Origin of the sequence: Synechococcus sp. PCC 7502, from assembly GCF_000317085.1 — a bacterium.
Taxonomy (GTDB): Bacteria; Cyanobacteriota; Cyanobacteriia; order Pseudanabaenales; family Pseudanabaenaceae; genus PCC-7502.
On record NC_019702.1, the window covers coordinates 1795264 to 1808251 of the forward strand.

Consider the following 12988-nt stretch of genomic DNA (forward strand, 5'->3'; position numbering starts at 1 on the left):
ACCTCCATTTCCATAAACCCTAAGTAGCTGTTGCTAAATTTCTTAAGATGTAAATATCCACATCATACAAGGACAACCAATAACTCAAGGTTTAGAATTGGTTATGCCTTAGTTAAATTTCTAGGTAGATTTTATATCAATAGGACTAAAAACTCATTTAATAAAGCATATATACTTGGTAAAGAAAAAATATTAGTAATAAAAAATGCGCCAAAGCTACGACAGTGATTTAACAGATCAGGAATGGGAAATAATTGGAGGAATGCTACTAACCCCATCAAAGCTAGATAGACCAGTAATTGTAGATAAGCGAGAAGTCGTGAATGGTATTTTCTACATATTCAAAAATGGCTGTACATGGAAAAACTTACCGCATGATTAACCGTATATTTCTACTTCCGAAGATGGACATTCATCGGGTTAATGGTAGAGATAAATCAGAAATTAAGTGAACGAGTAAGGATAGAGGATGGAAGAGAAGCAACAGCAAGTTTGGCAAGTCTACATAGTCAAACGGTGAAGACAACGGAAAGTGCAGGGAGCTGAGGTTTTGATGGAGGCAAAAAAATCAAGGGTAGAAAACGGCATATTATCGTAGATACTCTGGGATTATTAGTAGGAGTGGTTGTACACACTGCTGACATTGGAGAACGAGCCAGTGCAAAGTTACTATTAGAAAGCTTAAAATATCCATTGACAAGACTAAAAAAGATATTAGTAGATAAAGGATATTCTGGAGCAGAGATGACAGATTGGGTTAAAGAAAACTTTAATTGGGTCTGGGAAGTAAGTAAAAGTCCAGATAATCAGAAGGGATTTATAGTGGAATCGAAACGTTGGGTAGTAGAGAGAACCTTCGCATGGTTAGGTAAATGTCGGAGGCTGAGTAAAGACTATGAATATCATGAAAAAATGTCTGAGTCCTTTGTATACTTGTCTTTAATCCGCATAATGCTCAGAAATTTGTCCCCCGTGAATTCTTAAATGGGCTCTTAAGCTGCTTGTCTACTGCATTTTAGCTTTATACTACCATTTGTAGATGTCAAATGGGCTCTATATGACATTCTCATTCACCTAGAAGAATAGGGATAAAAATAGTACTCATTAAAGTAATGTATATACTCCCTCACATTTTTGCAGTCAGGGAGTACCTGGTACTAAGAAACTAGTTCATTAACAACGTTCTACGCTTGGTAATCATACGGAATGCTTCGATCGAATCCCCTTCTTCCCATTCTTGGAATTTAGGTAACGCAATCCCACATTCAAACCCCGCAGCAACTTCCTTAACATCATCCTTCATCCGCTTCAGGGAATCTAGGGCAGACTCATGTACTAGCTCACCGCGACGTTTAATGCGGATGCGAGAGTTCCGTACTAACTTCCCAGACTGAACATAACAGCCCGCCACTACACCTCGCCCAATGGGGAATAATGCCCTGACTTCAGCAATACCCAGATGTTCTTCAATTAACTCTGGCTCAAGTAAGCCTTCCATTGCCCCTTGAATATCTTCTAAGAGCTTGTAGATAATGCTATAGTCACGCACATCCACACCCATAGAGTCTGAAGCCTGTCTAGCACCGGGTGCCATCGATGTATTAAAGCCAATAATAATGGCATCACTGGCAGCAGCTAACTCCACATCATTTTCCGTAATTTCACCAACGGCTGACAGCAGGACTCGCACTTGCACCTCACCCTGTGGTAACTGCTCTAGGGAACCCAAAATCGCTTCCAGTGAACCTTGTACATCTCCCTTGAGGATTAAGTTTAGTTCTTTGAGTTCGCCTTCTTGCGCCTTGGCTGACACTGTACCTAGGGTAACTCGACGGGATGCCATTGCTTGCTGTAGTCGAGATTGGCGTTGCTCCATTGAGCGATCATTAGCGATCCCTCTCGCCAGCTTTTCATCGGTATATACTTCAAATTCATCCCCTGCGGCGGGTACATCACTTAACCCTAAGACCTCAACGGCAAAGGAAGGAGATGCTACTTTAACCATACGCATGCGATCGTCGACCATTGCTCTAACCTTACCAAAGGAAGAACCAGCTACTAAAATATCACCGACACGCAGAGTCCCATTTTGGATTAGTAAAGTTGCCACAGGACCACGGGCTTTATCAAGGTGTGCCTCAATGACAGTACCACGGGCGGGACGATCAGGGTTTGCCTGTAAGTCTTCAACCTCTGAGACTAGAAGAATCATTTCTAAAAGACTATCAAGATTTTCCCCCTTCAAAGCACTGACAGGAACCATAATTGTATCTCCGCCCCAAGCTTCATCAACTAAGCCATACTCTGTAAGCTCTTGGCGAATACGATCAGGTTGAGATTCAAGCTTATCAACCTTATTAATTGCGACAATGATTGGTACCTTTGCTGCCTTAGCGTGACTGATTGCTTCAATGGTTTGGGGCTGGACTCCATCATCGGCGGCAACGACCAGAATTGCCACATCCGTAACCCTTGCACCTCTTGCTCGCATGGCTGTAAAAGCTTGGTGACCGGGGGTATCTAGGAAGACAATTTGTTGCTTTTTGCCATCATGTTCTACATCAACATGATATGCACCAATGTGCTGAGTGATTCCTCCCGCTTCACCTTGTGCTACTTTGGTTTTGCGAATTGAGTCTAGTAAGGTGGTTTTACCATGATCGACATGCCCCATGATTGTAACTACGGGTGGACGACGCTGTAGGCTTTCTAGGTCACCAATTTCGATCATTTCTGTAACCTTACGGGCAGGTGCATCGACACTAGTGATTTCTACTTCATACCCTAGCTCTGTTGCCACCATGCTAGCGGTTGGGATATCTAGGGTTTGGTTAATATTCGCCATTACCCCCTTCATAAATAGGGTACGAATAATATCGGTTTCTGGAAGAGACATCTGGTGAGCTAGTTCCTGCACACTAATACTTTCTTGCAGAGTAACTTTAGTTGGCTTTTCGGGTGGTGCCTCTACAGGAGAACGACGATCTCTATGGGATGTTCCACGTTTGACAACTTTATTAGCTGATGTTAACGAATCAGGAGTTGTTACTTTAATACTGCGTTGTTTGGGGCGAGATGCAGGTCGTGCCAAAGATAGGCTAACTTGAGCTATATCAGTGGTTTCCAAATCTTCAATAATGTCATCTTCGTCAATGACTTTAAGAAATCGTTTATTTGGTCTGTTGAGCTTTGCTTTTTCCTTTTGTTCTAAGAGGTCTTGCTCTTCATCCTCTTTTTTGGATTTTCCCCGTTTAGCTAATCTAGTGGGTATGGGAGTACCTCGTCCGGGTAAAATTGGCGGTGATATTGGGGCGATCGCTACTAAGTCAGTTTCTTTGCGAGGGCTAGATGGTGGTGTGGGACGATCTGGTGATCTTAATGGTGGAGCATTAGGCGTGCGCATGGGACGAGGGGGATCGTTAGGCGCAGTGATGCCTCGCTCTATTAATACGGAGTCTTTAACAGGTAGGGGACGGGTCGGTTGACTGGGACGAGGGGATGGGTTACTAGGAGTACTGGGTTTAGTGGGTTTGTCGAGGCGGGGTTTGGCTACAGCTTTAATAGCAGGCTTTTCCTCTTCAGGCGATCGCCCAGTGGGAGATTGGTTAAGAGTAATAGCGGCTTTAGGTTGCTTAGGTGACGTATCTGTAGGAAGTGTAGGTTTACTAACTATGGTGTTGGCTATGGGAGTATTTATCCTAGGAGTAGTAGAAGCGGTGACCGGAGAGGGACTAGTTGGTTTGGGTTGCTTGATAATGGTGACGGGTTGCTGAGGTTTTGGGGGTTTGGCTACAGTTGGATTGGTATTTGGAGTGGAATTGGAACTAACTGGGGCGATCATCTCTACGGTAACCTTGGGTTTCTTAGTCTCGATTACTGGCTTGGGAGCTGATGCTGGAGTTTTAGTTACGCTATTGTTTACGGCATTACTTGAACCATTGCTTGAATCTGAGGCGGCTCGTGCTAAGGGCTTAAGAGGTTCTCGACTAAAAGTTGGGGGCTTAGCTACGAAAGATGGAGCTACAACTTCACTTTGCTGAGCAATACTTTGGTTTACCTCCTGATTCCCTCCTGGATTTACCAAGCTAGTGATATCAGGCTTTACTAGCTCCTGAGGGCTATCTACTTTTTTAAGTTCTTGAGTAGGAGATGAAACCATCGGCGGGGAGATCAGATTTACAGTTGGCTTACTCACAGTAACAATTTGCTGTTTTGATACCTGATTGCTAGATTCTTTCGATTCCTTTATTTTTGTTGAAGTAGGCGGAATAGTCAACTTTTTTTCTGGGGCTAATGACCTTATCTTTTCTGCATCTGCCTCTGATATTGAGCTACTAGCAGTTTTAACAGCAATACTTAACTGTTCGCACAGGGCGATTATATCTTTTGTCTCCAAACCTAGTTCTCTTGTTAACTCGTAAACTCTGACTTTATTCATTTAGATAATTTGGGGTGATTGGTTGATTTACATAAAAACTGCTACCTGTGAATAATAAATATTTTGATATTAGGAGCGGTGTGATGTGGTTTATGCATTCATACAGCAAATTTGACTATATGCATAGCAATAACTAAATTCTATTATTACTCATAGGGCTGCGAATGTCCCAAGTTGCTATGAATCTTGCTATAAATCTATAGCTCAGTTTCACATTTAATGCAAAAAATGGCGGGTATGAGTTATTGCCATAATTAAACCCAGTTCTTCAGCAGCTTTGATGGAGTCTTGATCACGGAGGCTACCACCAGGTTGGACAATATATTTGATCCCCTTGCTCGCAGCTAGTCTTACGGTGTCATCAAAGGGGAAGAACCCATCACTAGCTAAAGTCGCATTTTGTATATTCGCACCTGAAGTTTTGCTTTCTGCCTGAGTTAGAGCAATTTGAGCAGAGCCAACTCGATTCATTTGTCCTGCACCTATGCCTAAGGTGGTGCGATCGCTAGTAATGACAATGGCGTTAGATTTCACATGGCGAGCAACTTTCCATGCAAATACCATTTCTGCCAGTTCTTCTTCTGTTGGCTTTAGTGTGGTGACAATTTCCCAAGTTGTGGGATCAACAGGAATATCATCGCTTTTCTGCACTAAGACTCCACCCGCAATCACTTTAACAGTGGTGGTTTCACCTTGGCTTAGATTTGGCAGTCTTAAAACTCGCAGATTAGGTTTAGCTTTTAGTATTTCTAAAGCTTCAGGATCAAAGTTTGGAGCAACTATACATTCCAAAAATGTCGTAGTTAAAGCAGCCGCAGTCTCAACATCTACCGTTCGATTAAATGCCACAATCCCACCAAAAGCTGAAATTGAATCGGCATTAAAAGCATTTTTATAGGCATCTACTAAAGTGGGAGAGATCGCCACACCACAGGGATTATTATGCTTAACAATTACCGCCGCAGGATCATCATCAATAAATTCAGCAATAATGGTTCTGGCTGCCTCAAGGTCTAGGAGATTGTTATAGCTAAGTTCTTTACCTTGTAATTGCTGGGCGGTTGTCCAACCATAAGCAGTATCTCCAAGCTGATACCAAGTTGCGGGTTGATGGGGATTTTCCCCGTAGCGTAAGGTTTGCAATTTTTGCCCCTTGAGCGTAAAGAATTCCGTAGCATTTTGAGAGTCTTGAGCAAAGTCTTGGGCTAAGTATTGACTAATAGCGTAATCATAGGATTGGGTGTGCTTAAATGCTGCTAGGGCAAGCGATTGCCTAAATTCCAATCTAGTTTTACCATTATGATTTGCTATTTCCTCTAGATAGCTGGAGTATTGGCTAGGATCGGAGAGTACTGTAACGTATTGATGATTTTTAGCGGCGGCTCTAATCATAGCGGGACCACCAATATCAATTTGCTCGATCGCTTCTTCTAGCGTGACTCCACTCTTGGCAATTGTTTGTTCAAAGGGATATAAATTTACAACCACTAGGGCGATCGCTGGAATTTCTTGTTTTTCCAGGTCTGCCAAATCTTCTGGCAATTCTAATCTTGCTAAAATTCCACCGTGGACTTTGGGATGGAGGGTTTTAACTCTGCCCCCTAAAATTTCTGGTGCGCCAGTATATTCAGAAACTTTGGTCACCGGAATCTGTGCTTGCTTTAAGGCTGCGGCTGTACCACCACTACTAATAATTGTGAATTTATATTTTTCAACTAGGGTACGAGCAAGCTCGATTAGTCCAGTTTTATTAGAAACACTCAGCAGGGCAACAGGATTCATAGATTGGAATTGAAGTTAATACAGGGATTATAGATCAGCAATGCCTCAGAAATTATTTTTGCCAACTTTCGCATTTCGGCTGTTTTTTATCTTTATGACTTTTTTTAAATATTAAATTAATAAAGAAGTTTGTCGTATTCTGCATGAGTGCCAATCCAAAACCATAAAAACCCATCTTGAATTTCTGTAGAGATCGCTCGATAATTGGAGCCTATACGAGCTGACCACACCTTACCAACCTTCTTAAATTGTAGTGAGGGATGAGAAGGATTATTTTTCAAAAGCTGAAAATTCTTGTCGGCAAGATGTCGAACTTCCATAGGTAAACGATTATAGCAATTCCAGAAACTAGAAGATGTTTTGTGCTTCAAAGCTCTCTTACCTTACCTGTTTTATACTCGTCAAGTGCAGCATTAATGAGAAAGTCTAATTTCCCAGCACTGGAATCTTGTTCAATCTGCTGATCCCAACGGGTTTGATCAAATTCAATAAACCAGTCACGCAACTTTGAAAAGGAATCATTATCTAATTCGGCAATGAATTGTTCTAAGGTTTCTACTGGCATCATAAATGAGTGGCTCTAGATTGCTTAATATTAATCTTATGCTAATTTTCTAATTTGAAATTTGATTTACATATTTTGGCTCTTAAAAGTTTACTGGTACAAATTCTTGATTTGCTTTGTTTGGGTCTAGTAAGCCATGAGTCTAAACTTTAGAGCAATTATAAATTCCATAGGTTAAATCTTAGTTTCCATGCACTACGCGATCGACTTCGGCACTAGCAATACCGTAATTGCCCGAATTAATAACAATGGAGAAATTGAAACTCTAAAACTAGAGCAGTTCAGTCAATTTCAGCCCCATAATCCACCCGTAATTCCCAGCTTAGTGTTTGTGGAGAATGCTGCCTCTAGTGAAGTTGTTGTTGGACAATCGGTACGGGATCGGGGTTTAGATTTTAGGAATCATAATCAACGGTTTTTTCAAAATTTCAAACGGGCGATCGCTCAACCTCTATCTGGATTTTTACCCGAACTAGATGGTATTGAAATCACTTCAGCAATGATCGGCAGGTGGTTTTTAACTGAGCTAATTAGGCAATTACCTGAGGTTACATCGTTGGTTGTAACGGTGCCAGTGGATAGTTTTGAGTCCTATCGCCAGTGGTTATCTGGGGTATGTGAGGACTTGGCGGTATCTCAAGTTAGTATTTTGGATGAGCCAACGGCGGCAGCTTTAGGCTACGGCTTAAATACCGGTAACGAGACGATTCTGGTTATAGATATGGGTGGGGGAACTTTAGATATGTCCCTTGTTAAACTTAACTTGCACATCCAAAATCAAATTGAAAATCAAGATCAAATTCAAGCCCGTAAGCAAACTTTAGGTTTTTTATTGAAGTGGGGCGATCGCATTTTAAATCAGTCAGTAAATCAATCGGTCAATCCATCAACTAATCAAGTTCCAAAACCTACTATTGCTAGAGTTATTGCCAAAACAGGTCAAAATCTGGGCGGAATAGATATAGATAACTGGTTAGTAGGCTATTTTTGTGATTCCCTAGGCTTACCCCATAATTCTGTAGTCGCTAGGTTAGCGGAAAAATTAAAGATTACCCTGTCCACATCCGAACAAGCTACGGAAGTATTTTTTGATGATGAAACTTTTAATAGCTATAGCTTAGAATTGGGGCGATCGCAATTTGATAATATTCTCCAAGCACATAACTTCTTTAACCGACTAGATCAATCCTTAGACCAGATTAAACAGCAAGCATTACGACAAGGGCTAGACCTAGCAAGTATAGATGCAGTTTTATTAGTTGGGGGTACGGCTCAAATTCCCGCAGTTCATAACTGGATCAAGCAATATTTCCCACCCCAAAAGATCAAATCCCATAAACCCTTTGAAGCGATCGCCCACGGTGCCTTAAATCAAAATTTTCAACTCCAAGATTTTCTTTATCACAGCTATGGGGTGCGCTATTGGGATAAACGCTATCGTCAACACAACTGGCATCCCATTATTAAATCGGGTGCAGCCTATCCCACAGAACCAATCGAACTAGTTTTGGGGGCATCACAGCTAGATCAACCTAGTATTGAATTAGTAATTGGAGAATTGGGAGAAACTAGCTTAGAAGTATATTTTGAAGGCGATCGCCTAATTACACGCCTACTTAAACAGTCGCAAACTGTCGCCCAAAAACTAAATGAACAGGTCATAACTCCTCTTGATCCCCTTGGACAGCCGGGTAGCGATCGGCTAAAGGTATCATTTCAAGTTAATGCCCAACGCACTTTATGTATTTCGATTGAAGACCTATTAACTAAGCAATTAATTTTGCAGAATCAACCAGTAGTAAAATTAGTATAGTAAGTCACTTGGCATACATCCTATTTCCCTAAAAGATGTTATTTTTTTTGACTAATATCTGTTTAATATCTATAAAAGATATTGCTTTATCATCCTCATTGTCTAATTTTTTCACTATTTACAACCTTGATTTAGATTCACCTAAACCTTAAATTTGACCTAGATGCCAGCTAATATCTCTAATCAATCTAGTCAAACCATAAAATTACTGAGGGCTTACCATCGTTCCCAGTCTCTAACGTCACAGGTGCAATTAAAAGCAAAAATCATTCAATTAAATTTAGACCTTGTGCAGCAAGTCCTCAAAAGTTCAACTCAGCCGCAAGATAATTCCCAAGAAGATTTTGTCCAAGCAGGATTACAAGGATTAGCCCATGCCGTAGAAAGTTTTGATCCCGATAATTGTAAGCAACCATTTAGAGCTTTCGCAACTCCGTACATTCATCAGTATGTACAAAACTATGCAGGAGAAATATTAGAACAGGCTTTAGAGGAGCAAGTACAGACCCATAAAATTCTGAGTGACGATACCCCATCTGGCATTCTTAAGGCTGAAACCCTAGTTGTATTTGAACTCTATCGTAAGGAACCAACTCACGCCCTGCGCGATCGTATTGTGAAATTAAATATCGGACTAGTCAAAAAAGAAGCACACCATTGGTCTAATCAATGTACAGAGAATTATGATGACTTGCTTCAAGTTGGTTCTATGGGACTATTGCGAGCAATTGATCGGTTTGATATGGATAAGGGTTATGCCTTTAGTACTTTTGCTGTTCCATACATTCGCGGGGAAATTCAGCATTATCTGCGAGATAAAAGTCCCACCCTAAAAATGCCAAGACAATGGTTAGCATTGTATAACCAAGGTTGTAAAACCATACGGACATTACGACCAAAACTTAATCGAGATGCCACTGACCAAGAAATTGCAGAGGTTTTGGGTATAAAAGTAACTGAATGGCAGGAAATAAAACTTGCCTGTAAAAACAGATCACCATTAAGCCTAGATGCGCCAGTTAACGAAGAAGAAGAGGGGTTTACCTCCCTAGGAGAATTAGTTCAGGATCATCAGTACAGAAGCTTTCAGTTGGCACAAGAGGATAGTATCCGCTTACATCAAGCACTCGCTCACCTAGAAGACCGCACCCGTGAGGTAGTAGAGTTTGTATTTTTAAAGGAATTTACCCACCGAGAAGTTGCCGAAATACTAGGTATCAGCGCTGTAACTGTATCAAGGCAAGTAAAGAAGGGGATAACCTTACTCAAACAGATTATGATCACTCCTTTAGATTAAATATCAGTAGATTAAATATTAATTCCAGACTTATTAATTCCAGACTTCTGCATTAACCAATTTTCCCAATCACGGAATATTTGCGATCGCCCGCCCAGCCATGAAGTCTCTTTCCCTTGATTTGGTGGTTGAATTAAAATTGTAAACATCCCAAGGCGATTGCCCACGATTGTATCTGTCAGAATGCGATCGCCCACCATTCCAACTTGATTACAAGGGAGTTCCATAGCTGCTAAAGCCTCTCTTACCACTCGACGTGACGGTTTAGCTGCTCGACTGCGATAGGGTAAATCTAGATTGGTGGCAATAGCCTGAATCCGACTATTACTAAAGTTATTACTAACCAGATAAATTTTGCAAATCTTACGCGTCTCATCTAGCCAGTTTCTTACGGCTGGCGAAACTTCTCTGTCATCATTTCCCAACAAAGTATCATCCACATCCAAAATTAGACCACTCAAACCATAATTGGCGATCAAGTCCGCAGTTAAATACCAAATGGGCTTAGCTAAGATTAAATTGGGCTTGATTAATTGCTGAAGATTCATGACAAAGCTGAGGAGAAAGTTTGATAAATAGAAGGACTAACTGCAATAAACAAAATGATTTCACAAAAATGACTAAGTAACAATAACCTCGTTTAGATAAATAAAGGCTTTAATGCAAATACGCCATAACTTCATGAAAGAGATGCTTTTAGAACTATATTTTGACTATATTTTTTAAGTGAGAAGAGAGTATATGCTTACCCAATTCTTAATTAGTTGGTATATGGTCTCCAAAACTATAAATAACTATAAATCAAGACTTGCTTTGCAGAAGTGATGAAGGTCTAAACTCTATTACATAAAAACGCCCATTAATTAAAATGAGCGCAGATAGAAAATTCAAATTCGATAACTTGGAGTTATTAACGTTTAGAGTATTGAGGAGCTTTACGAGCCTTACGCAACCCATATTTTTTCCGCTCTTTTGCCCGTGGGTCACGAGTTAAGTAACCTTCGACCTTTAAGGGTTTACGATTTTCAGGTGATAATTCACATAATGCTCTTGCCACACCTAGTTTAATTGCGTCTGCTTGACCAGTTACTCCACCGCCGTGGGCATTTACAATAACGTCATACTCATTTTCCAAACCAAGGGTTTCTAAAGGTGCTTTAACCCCAGAAATATAGCTGGCATTAAATTGCAAATATAAATCACCAGGTTTACCATTAACAGTAATTGTTCCACTACCAGGTACTAGCCTGACTCTGGCAACTGCGGTTTTTCTCCGACCTGTACCCCAATACACAGCACGGTTAGATTGATCAGTAGCTTGCATTATTTATCTCCTGGAATAGTATTGATTGCCAAAACTTGAGGCTGCTGGGCAGCATGGGGATGATTTGCTCCCGCATAAACATTGAGCTTAGTAAAAAGTTGACGACCCAAGGTGTTTTTGGGCAACATTCCTTTAACAGCCTTTTCAATAATCCGCTCGGGAACTCTTTTGATCAGTTTATCAAAGGTTTCTTCTTTCATCCCGCCTGGACGACCAGAATGACGCTTATAAACTTTTTGGGTACTTTTCTTGCCTGTAACTGCAACTTTTTCGGCATTGATAACAATTACAAAGTCTCCTGTATCAAGGTGAGGAGTATATGTAGGTTTATTTTTGCCCCGCAGGATCGTAGCGATCGCTACAGCCAAGCGACCTAAGCGTTGACCTTCAGCATCCACAACATACCACTGACGATCAGGATTTGTAGGGAGATAGGTACGATTTTGATTAATTAAGGGAGTAGTCATAGATTTACTGGAGATGAACAAATAGGAAACTTCAAAATTTAACAGTTATAAGGGGGCAGCAGTTATAAAGGGGTTTTCATTATACCCAATATCAAGCAGACATAAACCTTGGGGTGGAGCTGCATACTTAACATCACACCGACGGCGTTGCTGCCAAATATTTGTAAACTCCTGAACCGATAAACGCTTGCGCCCAACCTCGACTAAAAGACCAATTAAAAGCCGCATCATGCCATACAAAAAACCGCTAGATCGGACTTCTACATAAATAGAGTCTTTTTCCCGCCAACATAAAGCATCTTTCACCGTTATCCATCCATGGGCACGCTTTGAACCTGATCTTTGCAAAGCTGAAAAGTCATGATTGCCCAACATTGGAGTTAGAGCTTGCTGCATGAGGTCTTGATTCAGAATATCTAAGTAATAATGCCAACTCTGATGCTGAATAAATAAATTAGGCAGGCGAGAGTTAAAAATCATGTACCGATACCTTCGCCAAGCTGCGGAAAACCTAGCATGCCAATCTAGGCTCACTGGCACAGACTCACAAACTAAAATATCTGAAGATAAATTAGAGTTAATTACTTTTGCCCATCTGGCTGCGGGGATTGGACTAGTAGTATCAAAGTGAGCAACTTGAGCATAGGCATGAACACCAGTGTCGGTGCGCCCTGCGCCATGTAAAGTCACTTTATGATGACAAAAGCTAGTCAATATATCTTCAATGGTTTGTTGAATACTGGGCTTATTTGCCTGTCTCTGCCAACCATAAAAATTTGTCCCTAAATACTGAATCATTAGGGCAACTCTTTGAACTGGTAGTGGGGCAGATTCAACCATCATCATGCTTAGACTAGTTGTACCACTGCCATGGGAGCATTATCACCACGACGGCTAACAGTACGAATAATTCTTGTATATCCACCTTGGCGATCGCCATAACGAACGGGGGCTTGCTCAAATAACAAATCCACTAACTTTCTGACTCTGTCTTCATCAGGGGTATCCCTAGGCTGGACTTGTGGCTTTACAGGTTGACCTTCTTTTACAGATAAATCAAATAGATAGCTTAAAGCTTGACGACGGGCATGGAGAGAACCATCTTTAGCAAGACCAATCATTTTATCCGCAGTGGCACGAATTACATCAGCCCGAGCGCGGGTAGTTTTAATTTCACCTCTAAGTAAAAGTTGAGTGGTAAGCGATCGCAATAAAGCCTTGCGTTGGTCAGCAGGCTTACTAAGTTGGGGAGTACGACAACGGTGGCGCATAAGTTTTTAGTCAATAATTAGTCAGTAATTG

Annotated in this window: 12 protein-coding genes and 1 pseudogene; 4 read left to right on the forward strand and 9 right to left on the reverse strand. The window is 41.1% G+C overall.

Annotated elements, in window-relative coordinates:
- The first annotated feature begins 205 nt into the window (after window positions 1-205).
- On the forward strand, window positions 206-382 hold the full coding sequence (locus SYN7502_RS20590) for a transposase (protein ID WP_081581074.1): 177 nt from the start codon (window positions 206-208) through the stop codon (window positions 380-382).
- A gap of 176 nt (window positions 383-558) precedes the next feature.
- Window positions 559-984 (forward strand): annotated as a pseudogene (locus tag SYN7502_RS20595) (IS5 family transposase); the annotation flags it as partial.
- 181 nt (window positions 985-1165) lie between these two features.
- Here SYN7502_RS20595 and infB read toward each other — a convergent pair.
- The 4 genes from infB to SYN7502_RS08875 all read right to left on the reverse strand — a co-directional run bounded on the left by infB (window position 1166) and on the right by SYN7502_RS08875 (window position 6788).
- Window positions 1166-4438 (reverse strand): translation initiation factor IF-2, encoded by a 3273-nt coding sequence (gene infB, locus SYN7502_RS08860; RefSeq protein WP_015168498.1) that lies wholly within the window; start codon window positions 4436-4438, stop codon window positions 1166-1168.
- 216 nt (window positions 4439-4654) lie between these two features.
- A complete protein-coding gene (gene purH / locus SYN7502_RS08865; protein WP_015168499.1) occupies window positions 4655-6220 on the reverse strand; it encodes a bifunctional phosphoribosylaminoimidazolecarboxamide formyltransferase/IMP cyclohydrolase in 1566 nt (521 codons plus the stop codon).
- Window positions 6221-6336: 116 nt separating this feature from the next.
- Window positions 6337-6540, reverse strand: coding sequence for a type II toxin-antitoxin system HigB family toxin (locus SYN7502_RS08870; RefSeq protein WP_246828897.1), 204 nt, complete (start codon window positions 6538-6540; stop codon window positions 6337-6339).
- 47 nt (window positions 6541-6587) lie between these two features.
- Window positions 6588-6788 carry a hypothetical protein gene (locus SYN7502_RS08875; protein ID WP_015168501.1) on the reverse strand — a complete coding sequence of 67 codons (201 nt, stop codon included), beginning with the start codon at window positions 6786-6788 and terminating at the stop codon, window positions 6588-6590.
- A gap of 187 nt (window positions 6789-6975) precedes the next feature.
- On the opposite strand from SYN7502_RS08875, the gene SYN7502_RS08880 reads away from it, so the two are divergent.
- Both SYN7502_RS08880 and SYN7502_RS08885 read left to right on the forward strand, forming a co-directional pair.
- Window positions 6976-8598 (forward strand): Hsp70 family protein, encoded by a 1623-nt coding sequence (locus tag SYN7502_RS08880; RefSeq protein ID WP_015168502.1) that lies wholly within the window; start codon window positions 6976-6978, stop codon window positions 8596-8598.
- A gap of 163 nt (window positions 8599-8761) precedes the next feature.
- Window positions 8762-9895, forward strand: a complete 1134-nt coding sequence (locus SYN7502_RS08885; protein WP_015168503.1) for a sigma-70 family RNA polymerase sigma factor — start codon at window positions 8762-8764, stop codon at window positions 9893-9895.
- An 11-nt stretch (window positions 9896-9906) separates the two neighbouring features.
- Here the strand turns inward: SYN7502_RS08885 and SYN7502_RS08890 are convergent, their stop codons facing one another.
- From SYN7502_RS08890 to rplQ, 5 genes are all read right to left on the reverse strand, one after another.
- Window positions 9907-10443, reverse strand: a complete 537-nt coding sequence (locus SYN7502_RS08890) for a YqeG family HAD IIIA-type phosphatase (protein ID WP_015168504.1) — start codon at window positions 10441-10443, stop codon at window positions 9907-9909.
- A gap of 362 nt (window positions 10444-10805) precedes the next feature.
- The gene (gene rpsI, locus SYN7502_RS08895; protein ID WP_015168505.1) at window positions 10806-11219 is read right to left on the reverse strand and encodes a 30S ribosomal protein S9; all 414 of its coding nucleotides are present in this window, start codon (window positions 11217-11219) and stop codon (window positions 10806-10808) included.
- The gene (gene rplM, locus SYN7502_RS08900; protein WP_015168506.1) at window positions 11219-11686 is read right to left on the reverse strand and encodes a 50S ribosomal protein L13; all 468 of its coding nucleotides are present in this window, start codon (window positions 11684-11686) and stop codon (window positions 11219-11221) included. Before rplM ends, rpsI begins: the two co-directional genes overlap by 1 nt.
- 45 nt (window positions 11687-11731) lie before the next feature.
- Window positions 11732-12532, reverse strand: coding sequence for a tRNA pseudouridine(38-40) synthase TruA (truA, locus tag SYN7502_RS08905; RefSeq protein WP_246828898.1), 801 nt, complete (start codon window positions 12530-12532; stop codon window positions 11732-11734).
- Window positions 12533-12534: 2 nt separating this feature from the next.
- The gene (gene rplQ, locus SYN7502_RS08910) at window positions 12535-12957 is read right to left on the reverse strand and encodes a 50S ribosomal protein L17 (RefSeq protein WP_015168508.1); all 423 of its coding nucleotides are present in this window, start codon (window positions 12955-12957) and stop codon (window positions 12535-12537) included.
- Window positions 12958-12988: the final 31 nt, after the last annotated feature.

Bases quoted from the DNA above. Each gene is read 5' to 3' on its own strand.
- SYN7502_RS20590 (WP_081581074.1), top strand. From the start codon at position 206: ATGCGCCAAAGCTACGACAGTGATTTAACAGATCAGGAATGGGAAATA.
- infB (WP_015168498.1), bottom strand. From the start codon at position 4,438: ATGAATAAAGTCAGAGTTTACGAGTTAACAAGAGAACTAGGTTTGGAG.
- truA (WP_246828898.1), bottom strand. From the start codon at position 12,532: ATGATGATGGTTGAATCTGCCCCACTACCAGTTCAAAGAGTTGCCCTA.
- purH (WP_015168499.1), bottom strand. From the start codon at position 6,220: ATGAATCCTGTTGCCCTGCTGAGTGTTTCTAATAAAACTGGACTAATC.
- SYN7502_RS08885 (WP_015168503.1), top strand. From the start codon at position 8,762: ATGCCAGCTAATATCTCTAATCAATCTAGTCAAACCATAAAATTACTG.
- rplQ (WP_015168508.1), bottom strand. From the start codon at position 12,957: ATGCGCCACCGTTGTCGTACTCCCCAACTTAGTAAGCCTGCTGACCAA.
- SYN7502_RS08875 (WP_015168501.1), bottom strand. From the start codon at position 6,788: ATGATGCCAGTAGAAACCTTAGAACAATTCATTGCCGAATTAGATAAT.
- SYN7502_RS08870 (WP_246828897.1), bottom strand. From the start codon at position 6,540: ATGGAAGTTCGACATCTTGCCGACAAGAATTTTCAGCTTTTGAAAAAT.
- SYN7502_RS08890 (WP_015168504.1), bottom strand. From the start codon at position 10,443: ATGAATCTTCAGCAATTAATCAAGCCCAATTTAATCTTAGCTAAGCCC.
- rpsI (WP_015168505.1), bottom strand. From the start codon at position 11,219: ATGCAAGCTACTGATCAATCTAACCGTGCTGTGTATTGGGGTACAGGT.
- rplM (WP_015168506.1), bottom strand. From the start codon at position 11,686: ATGACTACTCCCTTAATTAATCAAAATCGTACCTATCTCCCTACAAAT.
- SYN7502_RS08880 (WP_015168502.1), top strand. From the start codon at position 6,976: ATGCACTACGCGATCGACTTCGGCACTAGCAATACCGTAATTGCCCGA.